The sequence below is a fragment of the Rhodoferax sp. genome, from assembly GCF_044236835.1.
Taxonomy (GTDB): domain Bacteria; phylum Pseudomonadota; class Gammaproteobacteria; order Burkholderiales; family Burkholderiaceae_C; genus Allorhodoferax.
Genome location: NZ_JBIIGC010000007.1, coordinates 110,476 through 133,823 on the forward strand (window position 1 = coordinate 110,476; position 23,348 = coordinate 133,823).

The 23,348-nt window shown below is 64.0% G+C and carries 26 protein-coding genes; 7 read left to right on the plus strand and 19 right to left on the minus strand.

Annotated elements, in window-relative coordinates; translation table 11 throughout:
- Positions 1-93 precede the first annotated feature (93 nt).
- Complete coding sequence (locus tag ACILRC_RS06930) at positions 94-810, plus strand: response regulator (protein WP_395668626.1); 717 nt, start codon at positions 94-96, stop codon at positions 808-810.
- Complete coding sequence (locus ACILRC_RS06935) at positions 807-2,024, plus strand: sensor histidine kinase (protein WP_395668665.1); 1,218 nt, start codon at positions 807-809, stop codon at positions 2,022-2,024. The genes ACILRC_RS06930 and ACILRC_RS06935 overlap by 4 nt, the downstream gene beginning before the upstream one ends.
- 18 nt (positions 2,025-2,042) lie before the next feature.
- Here ACILRC_RS06935 and ACILRC_RS06940 read toward each other — a convergent pair whose 3' ends face one another.
- The 5 genes from ACILRC_RS06940 to ACILRC_RS06960 all read right to left on the minus strand — a co-directional run bounded on the left by ACILRC_RS06940 (position 2,043) and on the right by ACILRC_RS06960 (position 6,601).
- Positions 2,043-3,254, minus strand: a complete 1,212-nt coding sequence (locus ACILRC_RS06940; protein ID WP_395668627.1) for an ROK family protein — start codon at positions 3,252-3,254, stop codon at positions 2,043-2,045.
- A complete protein-coding gene (locus ACILRC_RS06945) occupies positions 3,251-3,703 on the minus strand; it encodes an RbsD/FucU family protein (RefSeq protein ID WP_395668628.1) in 453 nt (150 codons plus the stop codon). The genes ACILRC_RS06940 and ACILRC_RS06945 overlap by 4 nt, the downstream gene beginning before the upstream one ends.
- Before the next feature lie 20 nt (positions 3,704-3,723).
- Complete coding sequence (locus ACILRC_RS06950; RefSeq protein WP_395668666.1) at positions 3,724-4,512, minus strand: ATP-binding cassette domain-containing protein; 789 nt, start codon at positions 4,510-4,512, stop codon at positions 3,724-3,726.
- A 54-nt stretch (positions 4,513-4,566) separates the two neighbouring features.
- Positions 4,567-5,526 carry an ABC transporter permease gene (locus ACILRC_RS06955; RefSeq protein ID WP_395668629.1) on the minus strand — a complete coding sequence of 320 codons (960 nt, stop codon included), beginning with the start codon at positions 5,524-5,526 and terminating at the stop codon, positions 4,567-4,569.
- Positions 5,527-5,608: 82 nt separating this feature from the next.
- Positions 5,609-6,601, minus strand: coding sequence for a substrate-binding domain-containing protein (locus tag ACILRC_RS06960; protein WP_395668630.1), 993 nt, complete (start codon positions 6,599-6,601; stop codon positions 5,609-5,611).
- Between the two features lie 145 nt (positions 6,602-6,746).
- Between ACILRC_RS06960 and ACILRC_RS06965 the strand changes: the two genes are divergently transcribed.
- The 3 genes from ACILRC_RS06965 (at position 6,747) to ACILRC_RS06975 (ending at position 9,614) form a co-directional block, all read left to right on the plus strand.
- Positions 6,747-7,757: a PfkB family carbohydrate kinase gene (locus ACILRC_RS06965; protein ID WP_395668631.1), complete on the plus strand. Its 1,011-nt coding sequence runs from the start codon at positions 6,747-6,749 to the stop codon at positions 7,755-7,757.
- Positions 7,754-8,404 (plus strand): nucleoside/nucleotide kinase family protein, encoded by a 651-nt coding sequence (locus ACILRC_RS06970; RefSeq protein WP_395668632.1) that lies wholly within the window; start codon positions 7,754-7,756, stop codon positions 8,402-8,404. The genes ACILRC_RS06965 and ACILRC_RS06970 overlap by 4 nt, the downstream gene beginning before the upstream one ends.
- Positions 8,405-8,774: 370 nt before the next feature.
- Positions 8,775-9,614, plus strand: coding sequence for an ankyrin repeat domain-containing protein (locus ACILRC_RS06975; protein ID WP_395668633.1), 840 nt, complete (start codon positions 8,775-8,777; stop codon positions 9,612-9,614).
- Positions 9,615-9,667: 53 nt separating this feature from the next.
- Here the strand turns inward: ACILRC_RS06975 and ACILRC_RS06980 are convergent, their stop codons facing one another.
- The 14 genes from ACILRC_RS06980 to alr all read right to left on the minus strand — a co-directional run bounded on the left by ACILRC_RS06980 (position 9,668) and on the right by alr (position 21,439).
- The gene (locus ACILRC_RS06980) at positions 9,668-9,862 is read right to left on the minus strand and encodes a hypothetical protein (protein WP_395668634.1); all 195 of its coding nucleotides are present in this window, start codon (positions 9,860-9,862) and stop codon (positions 9,668-9,670) included.
- A gap of 765 nt (positions 9,863-10,627) precedes the next feature.
- Entirely contained in the window at positions 10,628-11,785 is a 1,158-nt protein-coding gene (gene waaF, locus ACILRC_RS06985) for a lipopolysaccharide heptosyltransferase II (RefSeq protein WP_395668635.1), read from the minus strand.
- A 41-nt stretch (positions 11,786-11,826) separates the two neighbouring features.
- On the minus strand, positions 11,827-12,039 hold the full coding sequence (locus ACILRC_RS06990; protein ID WP_395668636.1) for a zinc-finger domain-containing protein: 213 nt from the start codon (positions 12,037-12,039) through the stop codon (positions 11,827-11,829).
- Positions 12,040-12,063: 24 nt separating this feature from the next.
- Entirely contained in the window at positions 12,064-13,014 is a 951-nt protein-coding gene (locus tag ACILRC_RS06995; protein WP_395668637.1) for a branched-chain amino acid transaminase, read from the minus strand.
- A gap of 115 nt (positions 13,015-13,129) precedes the next feature.
- Positions 13,130-13,549, minus strand: coding sequence for a glycerate kinase (locus tag ACILRC_RS07000; RefSeq protein WP_395668638.1), 420 nt, complete (start codon positions 13,547-13,549; stop codon positions 13,130-13,132).
- 13 nt (positions 13,550-13,562) lie between these two features.
- On the minus strand, positions 13,563-14,915 hold the full coding sequence (locus tag ACILRC_RS07005) for an ATP-binding protein (RefSeq protein ID WP_395668639.1): 1,353 nt from the start codon (positions 14,913-14,915) through the stop codon (positions 13,563-13,565).
- Positions 14,916-14,920: 5 nt separating this feature from the next.
- Positions 14,921-15,589, minus strand: coding sequence for a winged helix-turn-helix domain-containing protein (locus ACILRC_RS07010; RefSeq protein ID WP_395668640.1), 669 nt, complete (start codon positions 15,587-15,589; stop codon positions 14,921-14,923).
- Positions 15,590-15,592: 3 nt separating this feature from the next.
- On the minus strand, positions 15,593-16,333 hold the full coding sequence (locus ACILRC_RS07015) for a cytochrome b/b6 domain-containing protein (RefSeq protein ID WP_395668641.1): 741 nt from the start codon (positions 16,331-16,333) through the stop codon (positions 15,593-15,595).
- Positions 16,330-16,902: a diheme cytochrome c gene (locus ACILRC_RS07020; protein ID WP_395668642.1), complete on the minus strand. Its 573-nt coding sequence runs from the start codon at positions 16,900-16,902 to the stop codon at positions 16,330-16,332. Before ACILRC_RS07020 ends, ACILRC_RS07015 begins: the two co-directional genes overlap by 4 nt.
- A 13-nt stretch (positions 16,903-16,915) precedes the next feature.
- Positions 16,916-17,317, minus strand: coding sequence for a DUF1924 domain-containing protein (locus ACILRC_RS07025; protein ID WP_395668643.1), 402 nt, complete (start codon positions 17,315-17,317; stop codon positions 16,916-16,918).
- A gap of 47 nt (positions 17,318-17,364) precedes the next feature.
- On the minus strand, positions 17,365-17,721 hold the full coding sequence (locus ACILRC_RS07030) for a hypothetical protein (protein ID WP_395668644.1): 357 nt from the start codon (positions 17,719-17,721) through the stop codon (positions 17,365-17,367).
- Between the two features lie 18 nt (positions 17,722-17,739).
- A complete protein-coding gene (gene radA / locus ACILRC_RS07035) occupies positions 17,740-19,107 on the minus strand; it encodes a DNA repair protein RadA (RefSeq protein ID WP_395668645.1) in 1,368 nt (455 codons plus the stop codon).
- Positions 19,108-19,109: 2 nt separating this feature from the next.
- Positions 19,110-20,321: an HD-GYP domain-containing protein gene (locus ACILRC_RS07040; protein WP_395668646.1), complete on the minus strand. Its 1,212-nt coding sequence runs from the start codon at positions 20,319-20,321 to the stop codon at positions 19,110-19,112.
- Positions 20,318-21,439 carry an alanine racemase gene (gene alr / locus ACILRC_RS07045; protein WP_395668647.1) on the minus strand — a complete coding sequence of 374 codons (1,122 nt, stop codon included), beginning with the start codon at positions 21,437-21,439 and terminating at the stop codon, positions 20,318-20,320. Before alr ends, ACILRC_RS07040 begins: the two co-directional genes overlap by 4 nt.
- Positions 21,440-21,541: 102 nt before the next feature.
- Between alr and lplT the strand changes: the two genes are divergently transcribed.
- Positions 21,542-22,825, plus strand: coding sequence for a lysophospholipid transporter LplT (lplT, locus tag ACILRC_RS07050; protein WP_395668648.1), 1,284 nt, complete (start codon positions 21,542-21,544; stop codon positions 22,823-22,825).
- 23 nt (positions 22,826-22,848) lie between these two features.
- Entirely contained in the window at positions 22,849-23,331 is a 483-nt protein-coding gene (locus ACILRC_RS07055; protein ID WP_395668649.1) for a glutathione peroxidase, read from the plus strand.
- Positions 23,332-23,348: the final 17 nt, after the last annotated feature.

The following is a 23,348-nucleotide window of genomic DNA, read 5'->3' on the forward strand; positions in this document are numbered from 1 at the left end:
GCGGCTCGGGCCCGCGCGGCCGATTTACCTTTCTTTACCGCTGCTTGCAGCGCAGGGCATGCGCCCGAAAAGGTCCAAGGCTAGACTGTCCGTATGCGCCAACACCTCTTGATGATCGAAGACGACGCCCGGCTGGCCGCCATGGTCGCGGAGTACCTGGGCAACAACGGCTACAGCGTGCAGACCGCGTCCGACGGGCAAGCCGGTCTGGCCGCACTGGCGCTCCGGCCCGAAGGCCCCCTGCACGACCTGGTGGTGCTGGACCTGATGCTGCCCGACATGGACGGCCTGGAGGTGTGCCGCCGCATCCGCGCACTGCCCAGCGCCGCAGCCAGTACACCGGTGCTAATGCTCACCGCCAAGGGCGACCCGATGGACCGCATCATTGGTCTGGAAATGGGCGCCGACGACTATCTGCCCAAACCGTTCGAGCCGCGCGAGCTGCTGGCCCGCATTCGCGCGGTCTTGCGGCGCAGCTCCGAGCCCACTGCACAGAGCAGCCAGGTGATGCGCTTTGGCAGTCTGGCCATCGACCGCGATGCGCGCACCGTCAGCGTGGCCGATGCGCCCTGCGAGCTGACCTCGTACCAATTTGACCTGCTGGTGGCGCTGGCCGAGCGGGCCGGTCGCGTGCTCAGCCGCGACCAGATCATGGAGGCGGTGCGCGGGCGCGAGCTTGAAGCCTTTGACCGCTCCATCGACGTGCACATGGGCCGCATCCGCGCCGCCATTGAGCACAACCCCAAAGAGCCCAAGCGCATCCTTACCGTGCGCGGCGTGGGCTATGTGTTTGCGCGCCAGCAGGACTGAGGGTGTTTTTCAAGCGGCTGTACGTTCGCATCTGGCTGGCCGTGGTGCTGGCCGTGGCGGTGCTCACCTTGCTGGTGGGCTGGGCCTGGCGTGCCACCGCCGAGCCGCCACTGCGCGAGGTGGTGGTACGCAATGTCGCCGGTGAGGTGATTGGCAAAGGCCGGGTGCTTGCCAAACGCATGCCAGACGCTGCCAGTGACCAAGACGAAGACGACGAACCGGGCCCACCACGCCGGGGCCGCTTTGGTGCAGGGCCCGAGGCCACGGTGCAAATGAGCGATGGACAAACCCTGCACATGCACATGCCGCGCCCACCGGGCACCCCGTGGCGCGCGCCCTTCGGATTCTTCTGGACTCTGGGGCTGGTCGCCGTCGCGGTCGCGCTGGCCATTTACCCCATCGTGCGGCGCCTAACCCGACGGCTCGAAGCGCTGCAAGTTGGCGTAGAGCGCTGGGGCAATGGCGACCTGAGCGCGCGCATGCCTGCCGGTGGCGACGACGAGGTGGGCTTCTTGGCGCAGCGCTTCAACCGCGCCGCCGAGCAAATTGAGGGGCTGATGAAGACCAGTGACGCGTTGCTGGCCTCGCAAAAGTCGCTGCTGGCCAATGCCTCGCACGAGCTGCGCTCGCCGCTCACGCGCATCCGCATGGGCCTGGAGCTGATGGGCAGCACGCCGGGCCAGGCCGCCAAGGACGAAATCACCCGCAACATTGCCGAGCTGGACCAGCTGATTGATGAAATCTTGCTAGCCAGCCGCCTGGACGCGCAAGAGGCCAACATGGGCACGGTGGAGCCCGTGGATCTGGTAGGCCTGTGCGCCGAAGAATGCGCCCGCAGCCACGCCACGCTGGACGTGGATGCAACTACCGTCGTGGTGCCTGGCGTGGCCAAATTGCTGCGCCGTGCTGTGCGCAACCTGCTGGAGAACGCCCGGCGCTACGCCGATGGCGAAACCACCGTGGTGCTGCGCCAAAGCGGCAGCGAGGCGGTGCTGCAGGTCAACGACTGCGGCCCAGGCGTGCCACCGGCGCTGGCCGAGCGCATCTTCGAGCCGTTTTACCGTTTGCCCGGCGCATCGGAGCGCGACGGCGGTGTGGGCTTGGGACTGGCGTTGGTCAAGTCGATTGCGCAACGCCACGGCGGCTCGGTGCGCTGCAGCAACCGCGCAGGCGGCGGCGCGTGCTTTGAATTGCGGCTGCCGCTGCAGCGTTGAGCTGCGCGCCGGTTTGGGTCAGGCACCGGCCTTCAAAAACACATCGCGGTCGGGCGCAAAGTTTGCATGCAAGGGCAAGAGTGCGCCGCCCAACGCGCGCGCGTCCGAGCCGATGCTGCCCGCCACCAAGGTGGCCGGCCACAGGCCTTCCCAATCGTAGGTTTGCAAGGCGTCTTGGGTGGCGGCGATCAGGCGTGTGAGCATGGCCGGCGCAAACGAACCGTCCACCACCACCGCATCGATGTCGAGAAACGCAGTGCCGCTGACCACGCACTGCGCCAGCGCCCGCGCAGCGCTCTCCACCCAGGCTTGGGTGTGCGGCTCAAACGGGGGCGCCATGGCGCGGTCGTCGTAGGCGGCACTGGGGTCCAGGCCGGCGGCTTTGAGGCGTTGCTCTAGCTCCCAGAGCGAGGCGTGGGCGATGAGCTGCTCCGGAATGCGATTGCCACTGGAGATTTGCAGCGGCAAGGACGCTACCGCCCCGGCGTTGCCGTGGATGCCGTTGTGCAAATGCGAGTTGATGACCAAGCCGCCGCCCACAAAGGTGTCGACGAACAAGTACAAAAAGCTCTTGAGGTCGCGCCCGCGCCCGGCCACCAACTCGGCCACGCAAGCTGCCGAGGTGTCTTTGGCGAAGCTGACCGGCGCATCGCACAGGGACTGCACCTGGGTGCGCAAGTCGGTGGCGTTCCACTCGTCTGACACGGCTTGCGGCAGGCCCAGCAGCTTGTGCCAGCCGCCCAGGTTCAGCGGCGCGGCCAGGCCCACGCCCACCAAGCGCTGCGCCAACGCGCCCAGGCCGTCGTGGATGGAGTGCAGGTGCGCGGCGATGGTGGGCAAGAGGGTGCGCGCATCGGGAAAGTCGTAGCGCAGGCTTTCGCGGCGGCGCACCGCGCCGGTGAAATCCACCAACAGCAAGTCGGCGCTGCGCCGACCGATCTTGATGCCCACCGAAAACGCGCCGTCCGGGTTCAGTGCCAGCGGCACCGAAGGCTGGCCGATGCGGCCCCGCACGGGCTCGTGGCGCAGCAGCAAACCGTCTTCTTCGAGCCGGGTGGTGATCAGGCCAATGGTTTGCGCGGTCAGGCCGGTGAGGCGGGCCAGGTCGGCCTTGGGCATGCTGCCGTTGAGGCGGATGGCCTGCAACACCACCCGCTCGTTGAACTGGCGCATGCCCACGTGGTTGGAGCCACGCGGGCGCAGCATCGGCGGGGTGGCGGGGGCGTTCATGGACGCAAAGTTTCGCCGATCACGCCTTTGCGCAGCAAAAAGTTTCCATAGGGCTGCAGCTCGCCGGTCAGCACGATGGCGTAGGCGCTGCGGGTGCGCTCATAAAACGCAAAGCGCTCGATGGCCTGCGCGCTTTGGCCCGGCAGCAACTGCGGCGACAACACCTGCATGACCTCGCGCTGCAAAGCAGACAGGTAACCCTCGGGTTGGCCGCTGACTTGCATGAAGCCCACCGGGTGGATTTCGTCGGCCACCAGCGGCAGCACCGAAGTGACGGCCTGCACCACGCGGACCATGCCAGTGCCGGGCAGGCGCAGCAGCGGTTTGCCTTGGGCCAGGCGGTGTGCGGTGAAGTTGGCGTCGGCCAGCACCAGCGTGTCGTCGTGGCCCATTTCCATGAGCACTTTGACCAGATCGGGCGTGAGCAGCGGGTCCAGTCCCTTGAGCATGTGTGTCCCTTTGCGTGGGTTCAGTGGGCCAGCGCCTCGGGGGGCAAGTCGCTGGCAGACATAGCGCCCGTCATTATCGCCACCGTGTCGCTCATGCTGATGTGTTTGGGATTGACCACCGCAGCGCGCTTGCCCAGGCGCGCAATATGGATGCGGTCAGCGATCTCAAAAACGTGGGGCATGTTGTGGGAAATCAGCACCACCGGCAGGCCGCGGTCCCGCACCCGGCGGATCAGCTCCAGCACCATATTGCCCTCTTTCACACCCAGCGCCGCCGTGGGCTCGTCCATGATGACCACGTGCTGCGCAAAGGCCGCCGCGCGCGCCACCGCCACGCACTGGCGTTGGCCACCCGAGAGCGTCTCCACCGCCTGCGTCATGGAGCGGATGCCTACCTTGAGGTCGTTCATGCGGGCAACGCTTTCTTCCAGCATCGCCTTTTTGTCGATAAAGCCCAGCCGCCCCAAGATGCCGCCCCGGCGGCGCTCCCGGCCCAGGAACAGGTTTTCGGCAATCGTCATGGCCGGTGCCACGGCCAGGTCTTGGTACACCGTCTCGATGCCGGCCAAGCGGGCGTCGATGGGGCTTTTGAACGCAATCGGTTTGCCATCCAGGGCGATGTCTCCGGCATCGGGAATCGTGGCGCCCGAGAGGCACTTGATCAGCGAGGACTTGCCCGCGCCGTTGTCGCCAATCACCGCCAGGATTTCGCCGGCGCGCAGCTCAAAGTCGGCGCCATCCAATGCGGTGACCTGGCCGTAGCGTTTCACCAAACCCTTGGCCTGCATCACGATGGTGCTGGCCTGCATAGCTGGGCTTGTGTTCATGTTGGGCGCGGTGTGGGTGTTGGGGCTTGCCTGCATTTACCTCGCTCCTTTGCGCGACATCTGGTCGGTGGCCACCGCCAGAATCACCAGCACACCGGTCACCAAGATTTGGTAGACCGAAGACACCCCCATCAAGGTCAGGCCGTTGCGAAACACGCCCACGATCAACGCGCCCATGAGCGTGCCCAAGATGATGCCCCGCCCACCAAACAAGCTGGTGCCACCCAGCACCACGGCGGTGATGGCGTCCAGGTTTTCGGTCTGCCCACCATTGGGGTCGCCCGCGCCAGTGCGCGCCACCGTCAGCATGGAGGCGATGCCGTAAAACACACCGGCCAGCGCGTACACGCCCAGCAGCACCCGGTCGGTAGAAATGCCGGAGAGGCGCGCCGCCTCGGGGCTGTTGCCCACGGCGTACACATGGCGCCCGGCGGCGGTCTCACGCAGCAACACCCAGGCCAGCAGGTAGAGCGCGAGCATCAGCACCGCGCCGTAAGCCACCCGGGCGTCGCCCAGATTGAAGGTTTCGCCCAACAGGGTCATACCCGCTGGAATTTGGGTGATGGTCTGCGCGCCCGAATACAGCTGGGTGATGGCAAACGCGATGTTGAGCGTGCCCAGCGTCACGATGAAGGGCGGCAGCTTGACGCGGGTCACCAAGAGGCCGTTGACCAGACCAAAAGCGGTGGTGGCGGCAATGCCGCACAGGATGGCAACTGGCGCGCTCAGCCCGTAATCGGCGGCGAACTTGGTCATGACGATAGAGCCCAAGGCCATGACCATGCCGCACGACAGGTCGATGCCTGCGGTGAGAATGATGAGTGTTTGGCCGATGGCGATGGTGCCCACCACCATGACCTGCTGCAGGATCAGCGAGAAGTTTTTGAGCGTCAAAAAGTTCTCGTGCTGGAACGAGAAGAACGCACAGGCCAGCAGCAAGGCAATCAGCGGGCCGCTAGTGCCCAGGGCGGGCAAGGCAATGGGTTGGGTTTTCATGGGTGGGGCCTATCTCGACGGGTCTGCGCCAACAAGAAAAGAAAGCCCCGCACATGCGGGGCTCTCATGCGGTCATAAGCGATCAATCACCCCAGCACTGGCCGCGTGCGGTCTTGGTGTCGATGCTCTTCACGCCTGCCATGGGTTTGGCAGCCACCAAGTCCACACCGGTGTCGGTGTAGCCCGACTGGCGCTTGCCGTCTTTGGCGAACTGCACACCGGCTGCCACGCCCAACGCAGCCATCTTCAGCGGGTACTGCATGCTGGTGGCGGCGATCACGCCCTTCTCGACGTTGCCCACACCGTTGCTGCACATGCCGTCCACAGCGACGATGACCACATCCTTCTCTTTGCCTGCGGCCTTGATGGCCTTGTAGGCACCGGCAGCGGCGGGTTCATTGATGGCGTACACCACGTTGATGTTGGGGTTCTTTTGCAGGCAGTTTTCCATGCCGGTTTGGCCCTTGGCGGCGTCACCGAAGCTGTCGGCCATGCACACCACTTCTGCGGGCTTGGCCAGCTCGTTGCTCTTGGCGTCCAGGCTCTTCAACCCATAGCCCGACAGGAAACCGTTGTGGCGCTGCGCGCCCACCGGATGGCCGGGGAACAGGTCCAGGGTGGCGATGACTGGCTTTTTGCCGCCCAGCGCAGCCTTGGCGTACTGGCCGATCAGCACGCCGGCTTTGTAGTTGTCGGTGGCAAACAGCGCATCGGCTTCACCTACTGGGCTGTCCAGGGCAATCACTTGCACACCCTGGGCACGGATTTTCTTGATGGTGGGGATGATGGCGTCGCCCGAGGAGGTGATCAAAATCGTCTTGGCGCCAGCGGCGACCATGTTTTCCATGGCGCTGATTTGGCTGGCGGTGTCGCCGTCTTGCTTGCCGGCAGCGGTCAAGAGCTTGGCACCGGCCTTCTTGGCGGCGGCGTCAGCGCCTTCCTTCATTTTCACGAAGAAGGGGTTGCTCTCGGTCTTGGTGATCAGGCCGATCACGGTTTCGGCGGCGTGGGCCGAGGTGGCGGCCAGGGCGGCAAAGGCGATGGCGGTCAGCGCCAGGGTGGTGGATTTTTTCATGCTCAGTCTCCTGAAGAATGGGTTTTTCGGGTGCAATAAACCGGGACTGCTCCCGGGGAAAGTACGCTTTACCTTGTAGCGTGGCCGCACTATATTCGCTGTCGACTTAATAAATCAAGTTGCTTTAGTAATGGAAAACCCGCAGATGAACCCACAAAAATCGCCGATCCAAGTCGCCACCGCAGGGGAGGCTTTGATCGACCTGATCCGCAACCCCGACGGTCAGTTTGAGCCCTGCATCGGTGGCGCGGTCTACAACCTCAGCCGCGCCCTGGCCCGCCAAGGTGTGCCCACGCTGTACCTCAACCCGCTGTCCAAAGACCGCTTTGGGCGCCAGTTGGCCGAGGGGCTGCGCGCAGACGGCGTGCACCTGGCCGCGCCCGAGCCGGTGCAGGCTGTCACCTCGCTGGCGGTGGTGGCCGTAGACGCGCAAGGCCACCCCGACTACGCCTTCTACCGCGAGGGCGTGGCCGACCGCGCCACCAACGCCAACGCGCTCAACCACGCCTGCGCCCAGGCGCCAGGCCTGCAAGTGGTGTGCACCGGTGCGCTGGCCTTGTCGCCCGACGACGCCGACACCTACCTGCCCTGGCTGGCCCAGCAGCGCCAAGCGCAGCGCTTGGTCGTGGTCGACGCCAACCTGCGCCCCTCGGTGATGCCCGATCTGGCGCGCTACCGCGCCCATGTGCTGGCGGCGCTGCAGTACGCCGACGTCATCAAGGTCAGCGACGAGGATCTGGCGCACCTGGCGCTGCCCGGCGACACGCCGCTGGCCCAGGCGCAGCACCTGCTGCAATCAAGTAACGCCGCATGCGTGGCGCTGACCCGGGGCGGCGACGGTGCCAGCTTGCTGACCCGCCACGGCGCGGTGTTCCATGCACGCGAAACTGCTGGCCTGCGTATCGCCGACACCGTGGGCGCTGGCGACTGCTTTTTGGCAGGCCTGGTGGTGGCCATGCTGGAAGCTGGGCTGGACGCCCGCTGGGGCAGAACGGCAGTGACGACCGAGCAGGCCGAAAGCCTGCTGGCCAACGCGGTGGCCAGCGCCAGCATTTGCGTGCAGCGCCGCGGCTGCGCGCCGCCCCTGCGCGCCGAGGTGCGCGACCATGTGGCCGCTGGCAGCGTGCAGTTTGCAGTAACGGCCAATCCCGTATGAGCAAGCCCATCCCCACCCCAAGCCCAACCGCCGCCGTGCCGCCCCAGGCACTAGAGCGCGCCCAGCGCCTGCTGGCGCGCGGCACCCGCTGCATCCTGGGCATTGCCGCACCGCCGGGCGCGGGCAAATCCACCTTAGCTGAAGCACTTGCGCGGGCCTTGGGCGCGCAGGCACAAGTGGTGCCCATGGACGGTTTCCACCTCGCCAACAGCGAGCTGCAGCGCCTGGGCCGCGCCCAGCGCAAAGGCGCAGCCGACACCTTTGACGCCGCCGGCTACTGCCACCTGTTGCAGCGCTTGCGCAACCCCAGCCCAGGCGAAACCGTGTACGCGCCCAGCTACCTGCGCGGCCTGGAAGAAGCTGTTGCCGGTGCCATCGCCGTGCCCGACTCCACCCAGCTTGTGATTACTGAAGGCAACTACCTGCTGCTGGACGACCCCCAGTGGGCCAGCGTGCGCGGCCTGCTGGATGAAACGTGGTACCTGGATGTGGACGAAACACTGCGCAACCAGCGCCTGCTAGCGCGCCACATGCAATTCGGCCGCAGCCGCGAGGATGCCTTGGCCTGGATAGACAGCACAGATGCGCCCAATACGCGCAGGATTGCGGCGTCAAGGGCTAGGGCGGATTGGGTGGTAGGCGTTTAGCTGCCTTGGCCGAACACCGTGCTCAGGCTGGGTGCGCGATGAACTTCACGCCCAGTGCGCGCAGTATTACTAGGGGCAGGCGGCAGTAAATCTGGGTTGTTGGCTTGTAGTACCGCCGTCAAGTAATCGGCGACGGCCTCGTCATCGTCCCAGGACCGGGCTGCGTCGAAGGCAATTAGTTTGGGTGGTGCTTTGGTCTGGGTTATGGATCGAATCTATGATCGGAAGCTAGCTGACGGAGTCGATCTGTGATGTTCACCAAGCTTTCTATCTGGCTATCCCGATTTGAACAGGTTGGCTGGGCATTCCATGCACAACGTCTTTTACGGTCTGGCGGCGGCACGTCCTCGCTAACAAATGAGATCAACCCATGCAACATATGAACGGCGGGCGAAATTATGGCCCTGTATCTTTCATGCGGGCCAAGAGCGCCAAGTCTTTGCTTGCCGCGTGGATTTGCCTTGTCCCCATGATAGGAGGCTGTGAAATGGCAGACCCGAACGAGTTCAGGTTAAACACTTCCAGCGTTACGGAGGTGTTCGGCACCGGTGTGCAACGTGAATTGGCACGTGCGGCGGCCAAGGGCGACACCGCGCAGATCAAACGCTTGATTGAGGAAAAAAAGGCCGACCCCAATGGTGAGGGCAATGAAACCATCACGCCTGTGTTCTGGGCCATGTTCGCCAAGAACTATGCCGGGCTGCAAACCTTACTTGAACTGGGAGGTGACCCCAACAAGCCCATGTGGCTGTCAGCGGGAAAGAACCTGCCCAAGTCTGAGCGCTGGGCTCTGATTCAAGCGGCAACTTGGGAAGACCTTCAGATGATGGAGATACTGCTTAAAGCCGGAGCTAATCCGAATATCGGAAATAAAAGAGTATCTGCTCTTCACCGCGTGGCACACAATATTGAGGCAGTTAAGCTGTTGGTGAAATACGGGGCTGACGTGAATCAAACCACCGTGACGGGGGGCGTTGCCATGGCCATGTTTGGGAACTTGGACACCATCATCTTCGTATTGGAGAAGGGCTACCACCATGAGTTAGATGGTCTGATGTACCAAGTGTTAGAGCATTACCCATCAACAATTCCCGGTCGTGCCGAGCAGCAAGAAAAAATCCTCGCCATGTTACGCGCCAAGGGTATCAAGCCTTTAGTGCCGCCGTGTGTGATTGAAAAAACCTGTAAAGCGCCTAAAGTGATGGAGTGATGTTGTTGACCCTTCATCTCTGTGCTTTCACTTTGGGATCGCAGTTTTCGACCTCAATTGAACAGCTCGATGTTCTCCATGGTCTTCTTGAGCAAGGCGTTGACATGCGCGCTGTAGTCCACGCTTTTGGCACTAGCCAGCCTGAGCAATTTGCTTTGCAGTTCTAGCTCCAAGTAAATGGGCTCTACTTTGAATGCGCGTGCCTCACGCCAAGCTAGGAATTCCACATAGTCCGCGCTGAATAACACGTAACCGCTATCTTTAAATTATGAATAGAGCAAAAATGCATCCAAGCCGAGAAAAGGCTACCCCGGAGAGATAACTTACCACAAGCTGCCAAAACCAGTACTTACGCGCCAACGCGACGACTTCCAGTGAATTATTGTTAGCCGCGGCAGTCGCCAGTACAACAGCATTTCGTGGCAGGTTTTTTCCATATTTTTTTTCGGAGCTTGGATGAAGCTGTTCGTGCAGCTGCGGAGCAGCCAATAAATATCAAAAATAGATTGCGGAGAAAATTACAAAATTCCCTTGTCCTGAGGTTAATCTCTGGGGAAACAAAACGTTGATACACCATAAGTGTTAGGGGCATTATAAATAGTCCGGCGACCATGAGTCCATAGATCAGCCCCGCAGCTGTGCGCTCATTTGAAGGTAATGAGAATAGCTTTGTAGTTGATACAGGTGATGTCATTTTCTGTTTCCTTTTCTGTCATTTTCTATCGCACCGGGGGGGGGCAGGTCAGGTGGCAGATCAAACTGGCATAACAAATCCGCCACACCAGACTGGGTTATCCTTGGATCCGCCCGTCCGATCAATCATGCGACAACGTTCGACACCGGGGCTGCAGCCTACTTGCCTGTACAACTTGTGTCTACCTCGCCGAGGCATACACGTACTAGATGGCCCAGTCCGAAAAGAAAACGCTAAAAGTGATAACTGACTGCTTAGTTCTCCACCGCACAGACCCCATTTCACCCAATCGGGGGATACCCAAGCACCGAGGCGATGTTTACAGTCCGCTCACTGCTGTCACAGTGCCTCCACCAATAGGCGAATCTCCTAAGTGGTTTGCCCTTACCGAATCCAACGACGTCCCTTCGGGGACTTTTACAAAGCCACCGCAAGGTGGCTTTTTTTTGTCTGGGCGCGACAGCAGCGCGAGCACCCGCTCGGGCGCAATGTCTGCCAGGCAGCGGGTGTGGCCCAGGGGGCAGGTGCGGGCGAAGCAGGGCGCGCAGTCCAGGGGCGGTGTGTAAGCGGGGTCGTCGCGCAGCCAGATGACGGTGGCCTGCGGGCTCAAAGGCGGCGTGTGCAGGGGGCTGGACGATCCAAACAAAGCCACCTGGCGGGTGCCGAAGGCGGCGGCCACATGCATCAGGCCCGAGTCGTTGCTGACCAAGGCGTGGGCCTGGGCCACCAAGGCCAGCGCCTCGTCCAAGGCAGTGCGGCCCGACAGGTCCAGGCACGGTCCTGCGCGACCAGCGTTGGCGGCCTGGGCGATCTCGGCGCACAGCGCGCGCTCTTTGGTTGAGCCCAGCAGCACCACCGGCATCGGCAACTGCCGCGCCAGCGCCGCAAAGTGCGCAGCCGGCCAGCGCTTGGCCGGGCCGTACTCCGCACCGGGCGACAGCACCACGTAACCCCGCTGCTGCAACCCCAGCGGCGCCAGCACCGCAGCGCAGCGCTCAGGGGTGAGGCTGATCTGTGGCACGGATTCGGGCGGCGGTGAGGCGTTTGTGGGCTGCAGCGCAGAGGCCAAGGCCGAGTAGAAAGCGACCATGGGCGGGCGGTGGCCCGAAGGCGGGTTGGGCACCCGGTGCGTGAGCACCCCAAAACGGGCCTCGCCCAGGTAGCCAACGCGCTTCGGAATGTCGGCCCACCAGGGCAAGAGCGCGCTTTTGAATGAATTGGGGCAAACATAGGCCACGTCAAACTGGCCACGCAGCTGCCGCGCCATGGCCCGCCGCGCAGACCATTGCAAGCCGCCATGGGCAAAGGGCAACTCCAGCACCTGCGCCACCTGCGGCATCGCCCGGTACACCGGCGCCACCCAAGGCAAAGCCCCCACCACCACCCGCTCCCCGCGCGCCGCCAGACAACGCAGCAGCGGCTCGGTCATGACCGCATCGCCAATCCACTGCGGCGCAATCACCAAAGAAGAAGTCATCTCAGCGCACTACACGCAGTGAGAAGCGTGGGGGTAACACTTCAATGGTGCGCGTCGAAGTGCTCGCCCGCCTTGAGCTTGTAAACCGTGCCGCAGTACGAGCACTTGGCCTCGCCGGTGCGGCCCACGTCCAGGTAGACCTTGGGGTGGGTGTTCCAGGTTTCCATCTTGGCCAAGGGGCTGGGGCAAAACACGCCGCCTTGGTGGTTGAGGTCGGCGGCGCTTACTTCAATGAGGGCGGGTGTTTTGGACATGGGCAGCTCCTTGCGGGTGTGGGCTCAGACCTTGGCCAGCCAGTGGGCGTACTTGGGGTTGCGGCCGTGGACGATGTCGAAGAAAGCGGTTTGGATCTTCTCGGTGATGGGGCCGCGGCTGCCCACGTAGCTGCCCTTGCCGATTTCGATGCGGTCGAGCTCGCGGATCGGTGTGACTTCGGCAGCGGTGCCGGTGAAGAAGGCTTCGTCGGCGATGTAGACCTCGTCGCGGGTGATGCGTTTTTGCACCAGCTCCAGGCCCAGGTCTTGGCAGATGTGCATGACGGTATTGCGGGTGATGCCGTTGAGCGCACCGGCCGACAAGTCGGGCGTGTAGACCACGCCGTTTTTCACCACAAACAGGTTTTCTCCAGCGCCTTCGGACACAAAGCCGCTGGCGTCGAGCAGCATGGCTTCGTCGTAGCCGTCGTCAGTGGCTTCCATGTTGGCAAGGATGGAGTTGGTGTAGTTGGACACCGCCTTGGCCTGCGTCATGGTGATGTTGACGTGGTGGCGGGTGTAGCTCGAAATCTTGACGCGGATGCCGCGCTTCATGCCCTCTTCGCCCAGGTACGCGCCCCAGGGCCAGGCGGCGACCATGAGGTGGATGGTGTTGCCCTTGGGGCTGACGCCCAATTTGCGGTCACCAATCCAGGTGAGCGGGCGGATGTAGCCCGACTCCAGCTTGTTCTCGCGGATGACTGCCTTTTGCGCCTCGCAGACCTGCTCTTGGGTGAACGGGATTTGCATGCGCAAAATCTTGGCGCTGTTGAAGAGCCGCTCGGTGTGCTCTTCAAGACGGAAGATGGCGGTGCCGCCCTCGCCCTTGTAGGCGCGCACGCCTTCGAACGCGCCGCAGCCGTAGTGCAGGGTGTGGGTGAGTACGTGGATTTTGGCGTCGCGCCAGTCCACCATCTGGCCGTCCATCCAGATTTTTCCGTCGCGGTCAGACATGGAAGGGGGAATTGCGGTCATGGGCGGGTGTCCTTGGGTTGATGGGGTGGCATCGGGCCAGCCCGCGATTTTAAGGGCGGCCTGCGCGTGGTTTGCGGTGCGGCCTTTGGAAGCTTAAGCGCTCACCCGCGCAAGGTTAAGGGGCCGCCGTGGGCTCCTCAGGGCGCTGCAGTTCCCAGTGCGTGAGCTTGCCGCCCACAAAGGTGCAGGTCACCGACGAACCAGACGCATCGGTCCAGCGAAACACTTCGGGCTGGGTGTCTTTGGGGGTTTGCAGGGCGCCCAGCGCGCGGGTCAGCGCCACCACATGCATCAGCGTGACGCCCCGGCGAAGCTTGGCATGCAGCATGACGGCGCTGCCGACAAAGCCGATGGGCCGGTCCGCAGCCCGCTTGAGGATGTGCAGCAAGCGGGTGAAGTGCAGCAGCAGCCACATGACCAAAGCGCCAACCGCCAACGCCACGCCGGGCCAGCCATAGCCGCGGTAGGCCAGCACCACGCCAACTACGCAGCCCACGGGAATCACCAAAGCAGAAAGAGAAGTCGGCAGTTGCATGCCCGCGATTTTGTCAGCTTGCGCGGGTGTTCCATCGCACGGTCACGGCCAGGCCACCCAGTTGCGTTGAGGGCGCCGCGTCGATCTGCGCGCCAAACACTTCCACCAGCCTGCGCACAACGGACCAGCCCAAACCGCTGCCAGGCTGGTCGCTGCCCAGCACCCGAAAAAAGCGCTCGCCCAAGCGCGCCAAGGCTTCGGGCGATAAACCAGGGCCGCTGTCGTCCACGCTGAGCAGCACGCCGTGGGCGTCGGTTGCCACCACCATGCGCACCTGCGCGCCCTCGGGGCTGTAGCGCAGCGCGTTGTCCAGCAGGTTGCGCACCAGCACGCCCAGCAGCACCTCATCGGCGCGCACCCAGGCGCTTGCCGGTGCTTCCAGCGACAGATCCTGCTTACGGGCCAGCGCCGCTCCCGCCAGTTCACCAGCCACCCGGACGGCCACCGCGCGCACATCCACCTGGGGTAGCGCGCTCTGCGGCCCCTTGGGTGCAGCCTCCAGGCGGGCCAGTGTCAGCAATTGCTCCACCAGGCGGGTGGCACGATCGCAGCCGGCCACGGTGGCGAGCAAAGCGCGCTGGCGTTCGGGCTGGTTGTCGCCAGCGCCCAGCGCCACTTGCGCTTGGGCGCGGATGGCGGCAATTGGGGTGCGCAGCTCGTGTGCGGCGTCAGCGGTAAAGCGGCGCTCAGAGGCCAGCATGCTGCCGATGCGGCCCAGCAGCGCATTGAGTGCTTCCACCAGAGGTACCAGTTCGGGCGGCATCTGCGCCAGCGTGAGCGGCTCGGTAGCGTGTGGTGGGCGCTGGCGCAGGGCCTGGCTGAGGGCGTGCAAGGGGGCCAGCCCGGTGCGAATGGACCACCAGCCCAAAGCGCCAAGCAAAGGCAGCGCCAAAGCCAGCGGCCAGAACATGCTGCGCATCACCGCCCAGAGGATGGACTGGCGCGAGGCCACCTCCTCACCCACGTACACCGTTACATCTTCCGCGCCGCCGTGCGAGGCAAACACGCGCCAGCGCCGCCCCTGGCTGTCCTGCACGGTGGAGAAGCCCCGCGCCTGGGGCGACATGGGCTGCGTGCCCACATTGCTGGAGCGCACCGCCAAGTCGCCCTCCACATACACCTGGAATGCGGCTTTGGGCGCGTAGCGGTGCAGCGAGGGCGCGTCAGCGATGTCGTCGTCCAACTCGCCACTGCGGGCCTGCACCATCAGCAAAGCGGCAGATTGCGCCAGGTGGCCGTCCAGCAGCTCATCAAGCTCATGGCTGGCGTCCATCCAGGTGACAGCAGCAGCCGCCAACCACACCAGCATCGAGGTACCCAGCACCAGCACCAAAAGCCGGGTTTGCAGCGCGCGCGGCAGTCGCATGCGGCTCAAGCCTCGGGCTGCGGCTGCACGCTGTAGCCCACGCCGCGCACGGTGTGGATCAGCTCCGCGCCCAGCTTGCGGCGTAGGTGGTGGATGTGTACTTCGATGGTGTTGCTCTCGACCTCGTGGCCCCAGCTGTACATCTGCTGCTCCAGTTGCTCACGCGACAACACGCGGCCGGCGTTGCGCACCAAAGCGTGCAGCAGATCGAACTCGCGGGTGGACAAGAACACGGTCTGGCCATGCAGCTGCACCTGGCGCGCGGCCGGATCGAGCACCACCGGGGCGCAGTGGATCACATCGTGGGCCAGCCCGCAGGCCCGGCGCACCAGCGAGCGCAGGCGCGCGGCCAATTCGTGCAAATCCACTGGTTTGACCACGTAGTCATCGGCCCCGGTGTCCAGCCCACGCACCCGGTCGGGCACAGCGTCGCGGGCGGTCAGCACCAGAATCGGGGTGGTGGTCTTGCGCTGGCGCAGTGCGGCCAGCACCTGCATGCCGTCCTTGTAGGGCAGCCCCAGGTCGAGCACACCTGCGGCGTACACACCCGAGGCCAACTCGCGCTCGGCAGCCACGCCATCGCGCACCCAATCCACTTGGAAGCCAAGCTGGCGCAAGCCGGTGCACAGGCCGTCACCCAACATTGCGTCGTCCTCGGCCAGCAAAATTCTCATGGGCTAATCATCGTCCTTGTCGTGCTCGGGGTTGCGCGGCGCAGCAGCCAGGCTGGGTGCCGCCGCAGACTGCGCACTGCCTGTGGCGTCCGCCACGGGCGCACTTTGCCACTGGAACCACCAAAAGCCCAGCACCGCCAGCACCAAGGCAGCCGCCACGGCGCGCCAGTTGGAGCCAATGGCCTCGCGCGTGGTACCCGCTTTGAAACCGGTCATCATGCTGCGCACCAAATTTTCGTGGTGCAACCAACTCGCCGAGAGCACGCCAAGCAAGTGCACCACCACCACGGCCAGCATGGTGTTGCCGGCCAGCTCATGCAAGTCTTCCAGCCATTGCGGACCCAGGTCGTTGTAAATCGCCCAGCCGCTGGCCACCATGACCAGCCCCAGCGTTAACAGCAACACGATCGCCACCGCGCCCGCCGGGTTGTGGCCTAGGTGGTGCTCAGGCTGCTTTGCGGTCAGCGAACGCAAGTAGCGCAGCACCGCCCTGGGGCCGCGCACAAAGCTGGTAAAGCGCGCATAGCGCGACCCCACCAGGCCCCACACCAGCCGGAACGCGACGAGGCCGCCCAAGGTGTAGCCCAGCGTGACATGCAACAGCCGCCAGCTCTCGCTCTCCGAGGTGATGTATGCACCGGCAAAGCACAGCGCCATCAGCCAATGGAACAAGCGCACCGGCGCATCCCAGACGCGAACTTGGTGCAGGCCGTCCGCTGGAGCTTGAGAAACAGAAGTGGTCATTTTGGAATCCGAATGTTGCGTTCACTGAAATCGCCTTGGTCGGCGCCGGTGTGGCAGGCCTGGCAGTTGGAGGGGCTGCCCACCGAGGCGCGCTTCCACACGTCGGCGCTCACTTCGCCCTCGCGGTGCTGGCGCAAAAACCAGGCGGAGCGGGTGATGCGGTCTTGCGGCGGCTGCTCGCTGAAGCGCTTGGATGTGCCTGCGTTGGCCGCCAGCCAGGCGCCAATCTCGCGCCGGGATGCGTCGTCCAGCGAGGCGTCGGTGCCGTAGTGTTTGGCCAAGCCACCGATCACGCGTTGCCACGAAGCCGCAGGCAGCAAACCCGGTGGGTAGGCCACGTGACAGGCTGCGCACTCTTGCTGGTACTTGGGCAGTGACGTGGCAGTGGCAAGCTTGGAGTCGGCTTGCGCAGTGGAGGCCAGTGCGCTGGCGAGCAGTACAACCAAAGCTGCGGCCACCTGGGCCAGCGCGCGCTGCGGCGTGCGGGCCAGCGCGTGCGGCTGTGGGCGCAACGGTACGTGAGGGTGGGGGCGGGGCGGCGTGCGCAGGGGAAACGTCTTGTGTGCCATGGTGGGCCTTTGTTTAGGGTTTTTGGGTCAACAGCCAGGCGATCACGTCGGCCTTTTCGCCGGCGGAGCATTCGCGGCCCAGCACGTCGTTGCAGTTGCGGCGGAACCATTTTTCGGTCTTGACAGCGTCTGCGAAGCGCTCGGCGTTGGCGGCTGGCGCCAGGGGCGCGATCACCTTGCCGGTGCTGGCGTGTTTGCCGCTGGCTGTCGGATTGGCGGTGTGGCAGCTGCTGCAGGCCCAGTCCTTACCGTGCTTGCTGGTGAAGAACGCCTGGCCGCGTGCGGCCTGCGCAGCCTCGCCAGTTTGGGCCGCATAGGCTGCCATCTGCTCCGCCGCCGTCACCGCATGGGCTTGCGATGCGAGCACACCGGCCGACAGAGCCAGCGCGCGTGCAAGAGAAGAGAAACATGTCATAGAACCTCCATGGCTTTGCATGGTAGGTAGCACAGATTAAGCGAGGCTTAAGGGTTGCCTGTGTCGCCTTCTATGTCTTTGCGGGGGTGGTCACTGTGCGAAACCTCCAAGCCATCGGCCACATAACCGGGGCCCTTCATCACCATGACCACCACGCAACCAATGGCCACAGTGAGCACTGCGGTCCAGTGGAAGATGACCACGCCAGCCACCACGTACTCAGCCATTTGCAGCGAACGGACCTGCGCCGGGTTGTCGTTCCGCCAAAACAGGTGCAGCGCCGCCAGGACCAGCACCGGCAGTGCGGTGCCCACCAGAAAAATCAGGGGCAACTTGCGCCACAGCGACCACTCCAGACCCGAAGCGCTGCGGATCGAGTTGGGGAGTTTGTTAAGCCAGGGCATGCGTGACCGTGGCCCGCTCTATAGCAGCGAGCGCACCACGTCCATAGCCTCTTCCACGCGGTCTACGGCGTGGATAGTCAGGCCTTCGACGGGCTTTTTGGGCGCATTCGCCTTGGGCACCACCGCCACGCTGAAACCGAGTTTGGCCGCCTCTTTCAATCGCTCCTGGCCGCGCGGTGCCGGGCGCACTTCACCGGCCAGCCCCACCTCGCCAAAGGCGATGAACCCCTTGGGCAAGGGCTTGCCCCGCAGCGAGGAGGTGATGGCCAGCATGACCGCCAAGTCGGCCGCCGGCTCGGAGATACGCACGCCGCCCACCGCGTTGACAAACACGTCTTGGTCCATGCAGGCCACGCCCGCATGGCGGTGCAGCACCGCCAACAGCATCGCCAGGCGGTCTTTATCGAGCCCCACCGACAGGCGCCGCGGCGACGGGCCACCGCTGTCCACCAGCGCCTGGATCTCGACCAGCATGGGGCGCGTGCCTTCCAGCGTGACCATGACGCAGCTGCCGGGCACCGGCTCGGCATGTTGGCTCAAAAAGATGGCGCTGGGGTTGGAGACGCCTTTGAGGCCCTTCTCGGTCATGGCGAACACGCCAATTTCGTTGACCGCGCCAAAGCGGTTCTTGATGGCGCGCACCAGCCGGAATTGGCTGTGGGTGTCGCCCTCGAAGTACAGCACCGTGTCCACCATGTGCTCCAGCACGCGCGGGCCGGCCAGCGCGCCCTCTTTGGTCACGTGGCCCACCAGCACGATGGCGCAGCCGCTGGACTTGGCCGCGCGGGTGAGGTGCGCGGCGCATTCGCGCACCTGCGCCACCGAGCCCGGCGCGCTGGTGAGTTGCTCGGAGTAGACGGTTTGGATGGAGTCGATGACGGCCACATCGGGGCGCTGCGCATCCAATGTAGCGAGAATTTTTTCGAGCTGGATCTCGGCTAGCACCTTCACCTGCGAGCGCTCCAGCCCCAGGCGGCGCGAACGCAGAGCGACTTGCGCGCCGCTTTCTTCGCCGGTGACATACAGCGTGCTTTTGCCCGCGCGCTGCAAGGCGTCCAGCGCCTGCAGCAGCAGCGTGCTTTTGCCAATGCCGGGGTCACCGCCGATCAGCACCACGCCACCTTCGACCATGCCCCCGCCCAGCACCCGGTCGAGCTCGTCGTGGCCGGTGGGGGTGCGGTCGACATCGGAGGCCTCGATCTCGGACAGCACCGCCACCTCCGCCGTTTTGGCAAGCGAGGCAAAGCGGTTCTTGCCACTCGCCTCGGTGGGGGCCACGGTTTCGATGAGGGTGTTCCACGCGCCGCAGTGCGGGCACTTGCCCAACCACTTGGGCGAGGTGCCGCCACAGGTGTTGCAGCTAAAAACAGACCTCTCTTTGGCCATGGTCAGACTGCAGGCATGCGTTGGCGTGCCTTGCGCACCTTGTCCAGGCTGACGGTCACACGGGCACTCTCGAAATTGACCGCTGCCGCAATGCCGTAGCGGGGGTCGGATGTGTCGCGGCACACGTAGAGGCCAATCGGCATGGCGTCCTTGTCGACAATGGGCACCACCCACGGGGTGTTGGCCCGGGCACCGCGCCGCACCGAGACGGCCAGCTCGCCGCCGTGCAATTGAACATAGGTGCCCGGCGGGTAAAAGCCAACTGCTTGCGCCATGGCCGAGCCCAACCCCACCACCTCGCCCTGCGCGCCCATGACCATGGTCTTCACCGCACTGAGTGGCGACAGCGCGCCGCGGGTGCGCCGCGCCACCACGCGGGCCACAAACACATCGGCAAGGTGCAGGATGCGCCGTGCGCCCAGGTTGGGCGGCAGGGCCTGTGCGCTGTCGGGCTGGTGGTGCCAGCGCACGATGTCTAGCCAGTCCAGGTTGTCCACCCCCAAGCCGGCCAGCACCTCGGCGCTGCGCTGCGCATGCCCATCCACCAACTCGCGCTGCTCCGGCGACAAAGGTGTGGCCTGGCGGGTCATGCTGTCTTGCTCACGTGCCATGCTGATGTTCATGGTCGACGCCGCCGCCATCAGAGACTGTCGCAGCATCGGGTCCAGGCCCAACTTGCTGGCGGTGAGTTCACACACGACCGCGCACAGCAAGGCGTGGGTGGCACAGTAACCCAGGCTGTCGTCGGTGAGGGCCTGGAACAAAACGAACAGACTGTCGTCCGCGTCAGCGCTCACCAGCGTTGCGGCTTTGTCCTGGATGCCCAACATGCGCTCCAACGGATTGAGGGTCAAACCGCCTTGGTACAGAAGCCCGCGCAACACTTCTTGCAGGTCGAGCCAACCTCCCAAGAATCGCTGTACTTCGACGTAATCGCTATCGCGAATCTCCGAAGGCATTGGCATCTTGGCAACTTGCTCGGGCGGGGCGCCACTTCGCAGCATCTCGTGGACCATGCGGCCATACGCCCTTTGCCAGGCATGGGCGTCTGCGGGCGAGGCGCTGGCGTTGAAGCTTTGCAGCTTGTCACGGTGCGCCTGCGAAACAATGGGTTGGCCCTTGCGCAGCAGCAGCTGGCCCGATTCGCTCACGATGTTCACCGGAAGGGGCTTGCCCACCTCCAGCATGGACACCGGGATCGGAACGAAGTTCACGCCACCACCACCGGCACACGCTGCGCCAGTGCGCACATCAGCTCGTAGCCCACAGTTCCTGCACAGCGGGCGACTTCGTCAATGGGCAACACCGTGCCGTTGGCAGCGCGCCCCCACAGGGTAACCTCCGCTCCCAGCATGGCGTCAGGCACCGGGGTGAGATCGACAGTGATCATGTCCATGCTGACCCGTCCGACGGTGCGACTGCGCACACCCGCAACCAAAACCGGGGTGCCAGTGGGGCAGATGCGCGGGTAACCGTCGGCATAGCCGCAGGCGACCACGCCAATGCGCATGGGCTCGGTGGCGACAAAGGTGGACCCGTAGCCGACTGCGTCGCCAGGCTGCAGCTCCTGCACCGCGATGATTTTTGCGGTGAGGGTCATGGTGGGCTGCACCCCCCAATGGTCGGTTGTGTGCTCCGGATAGTCGGGGGCGCTGCCATAGAGGACGATACCGGGGCGCACCCAGTCAGACGCTACCAGGGTGTGCGGATGCTCTCGCGCTGCGCTGGGTGGGATGCCATGGCGCAGCACCGCAGCGCTGTTGCTCAGACTACGCTCGCCGGGCAGGTCGTGCGTGGTGGAGGCGAAAACTGCCATCTGGCGCGCCACACCCGCAGGGCCATCGGCGTCGCTGAAGTGCGTCATGAGGGAAATTTCGTCCACCTGAGCCAAGGCGCACAGGCGGCTCCACGCGCTGCGGTATTGGTCCGGCCGAAAACCTAGCCGGTTCATGCCAGAGTTCATCTTCAGGAACACGCGGTGGGGCGCATGGGTCTTGTGTGCTGCCAGCATGTCGATCTGCTCGGCGCAGTGCACGGTGTGCCACAGTCCCAAGCGCGAACACAGTTCCAGGTCGCGTTGCTCGAACACGCCTTCAAGCAGCAGCACCGCGCCGCGCCAACCCAGATCGCGCAGGCGCTGGGCTTCATGGAGGTCCAGTGCTGCAAAGCCGTCGGCACCGCGCAGCCCCTCAAAGACACGCTCGATGCCGTGACCGTAGGCGTTGGCTTTGACCACCGCCCAGACGCGGGCGTCGCTGGCGTAACGGCGAACTTGCGCAAGGTTGTGCACCAATGCCTGGGTGTGCACGGTGGCGAGAATGGGACGAGGCATGCCCGCGATTTTGACATTGCCCACCATGCTATAACCTGCGCACCCTTGGAGACCCACTACAACAGGCACCGCATTGGCTAGGCCGGTGCAGCACACATATCCATGAAACGTGGTTTCTTCACCATCATGTCGGCGCAGTTTTTCAGCTCGCTGGCGGATAACGCGCTGTTTGTGGCTGCGGTGCAATTGCTCAGAAGCAGCGGCTCTCCCGAATGGCAGCAGGCGGCACTGGTGCCCATGTTTGCACTCTTCTATGTGGTGTTGGCGCCGTTCGTGGGCGCATTTGCCGACGCCTACCCCAAGGGACGGGTCATGTTTGTGAGCAACAGCATCAAGGTGGTGGGTTGCCTGATGATGCTGTTTGGCACCCACCCGCTGATGGCCTACGCGGTGGTGGGGCTGGGTGCGGCGGCGTATTCGCCGGCAAAGTACGGCATCCTCACCGAGTTGTTGCCCGCCTCCCAGCTGGTCAAGGCCAATGGCTGGATTGAAGGACTCACGATTGCGTCCATCATTTTGGGGGTGCTCATTGGCGGTCAGCTGGTGGGGCCTGTGGTGTCGCACTTCTTGCTGGCACTCGATTTCCCCGGCATCGACACCAGCATAGACACCCCGCCAGAGGCGGCCATTGGCGTGCTCATTGGCTTGTATCTGCTGGCGGCGTGGTTCAACACCCGCATTCCCGACACCGGGGTGCCCATGCGGCCGCTGCCGCGCAAGGTCATCACCTTGCTGCCCGACTTTTGGCATTGCAACCTGCGCCTGTGGCGCGACCGGCTGGGTCAGATCTCGCTGGCCACCACCACGCTGTTTTGGGGCGTGAGCGGCAACCTGCGCTACATCGTCTTGGCCTGGGCCGCAGCTGCGCTGGGGTACAGCGTGACGCAAGCCTCGGCGCTGGTAGGCGTGGTGGCCATCGGTACCGCCGTGGGCGCGGTGGTGGCCTCGCTGCGCATGCGTTTGGAGCACGCAACGCAGGTCATGCCGCTGGGCATTGGCATGGGCCTCTTGGTGATCTTGCTCAACTTCATTGACAACGTGTGGGTGGCTGCGCCTTTTCTGGTGCTGCTGGGCGCATTAGGAGGTTTTTTGGTCGTGCCCATGAACGCACTACTGCAGCACCGCGGCCACAACCTCATGGGCGCTGGCCGATCGATTGCGGTACAAAACTTCAACGAGCAGGCCTGTATCTTGGGCCTGGGCGGGCTCTACAGTCTGTCGACCGGCTTGGGCCTGTCGGCCTTTGGTGCCATCACCATTTTCGGGGTGCTGGTGGCCGGCCTGATGTGGGTGATTCGACGCTGGCACAGGCACAATTGTGAGCACCATCGCGCGGAGGTCGAGCACCTGCTTACCATTGCCCGCAGCGACAACACGCATGGCTAAATCACGAAGACGGAGCACCTGGCATGAGCACCATTTACGACTTTGAAGCGCAACAAATCAACGGACAGAACGTACCGCTAAGCCAGTACAGGGGCCGCGCAATGTTGATCGTCAACACCGCCAGCGCCTGTGGCTTCACACCGCAGTTCGCCGGGCTGGAGGCGCTGCACACAACCTATGGTGCCAAAGGCTTGGTGGTGCTGGGATTTCCCTGCAACCAGTTTGGCGCACAGGACAAGGGCAGCAACGCCGAGATCGCCGAGTTTTGCCAACTCAACTACGGCGTGAGTTTTCCGATGATGGCCAAGATCGATGTCAACGGCAGCACCGCGCATCCCTTGTACCAGTGGCTCACCAAGCAAGCGCCGGGCCTTTTGGGCACCACCGGCATCAAGTGGAATTTCACCAAGTTTTTGGTGGGCAAAGACGGCACCGTGCTCAAGCGCTACGCACCCAACGACACCCCCGAGAGTTTGTCCAAGGACATCGAGGCCGCCTTGGCCTGAGCCCTTGTTTGAGGAGG

Coding starts and splice junctions, on each gene's coding strand:
- radA (WP_395668645.1), bottom strand. CDS start 19,107: ATGGCCAAAGAGAGGTCTGTTTTTAGCTGCAACACCTGTGGCGGCACC.
- lplT (WP_395668648.1), top strand. CDS start 21,542: ATGAAACGTGGTTTCTTCACCATCATGTCGGCGCAGTTTTTCAGCTCG.
- ACILRC_RS06995 (WP_395668637.1), bottom strand. CDS start 13,014: ATGACCGCAATTCCCCCTTCCATGTCTGACCGCGACGGAAAAATCTGG.
- ACILRC_RS06940 (WP_395668627.1), bottom strand. CDS start 3,254: ATGAACGCCCCCGCCACCCCGCCGATGCTGCGCCCGCGTGGCTCCAAC.
- ACILRC_RS07015 (WP_395668641.1), bottom strand. CDS start 16,333: ATGACCACTTCTGTTTCTCAAGCTCCAGCGGACGGCCTGCACCAAGTT.
- ACILRC_RS07000 (WP_395668638.1), bottom strand. CDS start 13,549: ATGCAACTGCCGACTTCTCTTTCTGCTTTGGTGATTCCCGTGGGCTGC.
- ACILRC_RS06960 (WP_395668630.1), bottom strand. CDS start 6,601: ATGAAAAAATCCACCACCCTGGCGCTGACCGCCATCGCCTTTGCCGCC.
- ACILRC_RS06970 (WP_395668632.1), top strand. CDS start 7,754: ATGAGCAAGCCCATCCCCACCCCAAGCCCAACCGCCGCCGTGCCGCCC.
- ACILRC_RS06950 (WP_395668666.1), bottom strand. CDS start 4,512: ATGCAGGCCAGCACCATCGTGATGCAGGCCAAGGGTTTGGTGAAACGC.
- ACILRC_RS06930 (WP_395668626.1), top strand. CDS start 94: ATGCGCCAACACCTCTTGATGATCGAAGACGACGCCCGGCTGGCCGCC.
- alr (WP_395668647.1), bottom strand. CDS start 21,439: ATGCCTCGTCCCATTCTCGCCACCGTGCACACCCAGGCATTGGTGCAC.
- ACILRC_RS06955 (WP_395668629.1), bottom strand. CDS start 5,526: ATGAAAACCCAACCCATTGCCTTGCCCGCCCTGGGCACTAGCGGCCCG.
- ACILRC_RS07030 (WP_395668644.1), bottom strand. CDS start 17,721: ATGCCCTGGCTTAACAAACTCCCCAACTCGATCCGCAGCGCTTCGGGT.
- ACILRC_RS06945 (WP_395668628.1), bottom strand. CDS start 3,703: ATGCTCAAGGGACTGGACCCGCTGCTCACGCCCGATCTGGTCAAAGTG.
- ACILRC_RS07055 (WP_395668649.1), top strand. CDS start 22,849: ATGAGCACCATTTACGACTTTGAAGCGCAACAAATCAACGGACAGAAC.
- ACILRC_RS06990 (WP_395668636.1), bottom strand. CDS start 12,039: ATGTCCAAAACACCCGCCCTCATTGAAGTAAGCGCCGCCGACCTCAAC.
- ACILRC_RS07010 (WP_395668640.1), bottom strand. CDS start 15,589: ATGAGAATTTTGCTGGCCGAGGACGACGCAATGTTGGGTGACGGCCTG.
- ACILRC_RS07020 (WP_395668642.1), bottom strand. CDS start 16,902: ATGGCACACAAGACGTTTCCCCTGCGCACGCCGCCCCGCCCCCACCCT.
- ACILRC_RS06965 (WP_395668631.1), top strand. CDS start 6,747: ATGAACCCACAAAAATCGCCGATCCAAGTCGCCACCGCAGGGGAGGCT.
- waaF (WP_395668635.1), bottom strand. CDS start 11,785: ATGACTTCTTCTTTGGTGATTGCGCCGCAGTGGATTGGCGATGCGGTC.
- ACILRC_RS06975 (WP_395668633.1), top strand. CDS start 8,775: ATGCAACATATGAACGGCGGGCGAAATTATGGCCCTGTATCTTTCATG.
- ACILRC_RS07025 (WP_395668643.1), bottom strand. CDS start 17,317: ATGACATGTTTCTCTTCTCTTGCACGCGCGCTGGCTCTGTCGGCCGGT.
- ACILRC_RS07005 (WP_395668639.1), bottom strand. CDS start 14,915: ATGCGACTGCCGCGCGCGCTGCAAACCCGGCTTTTGGTGCTGGTGCTG.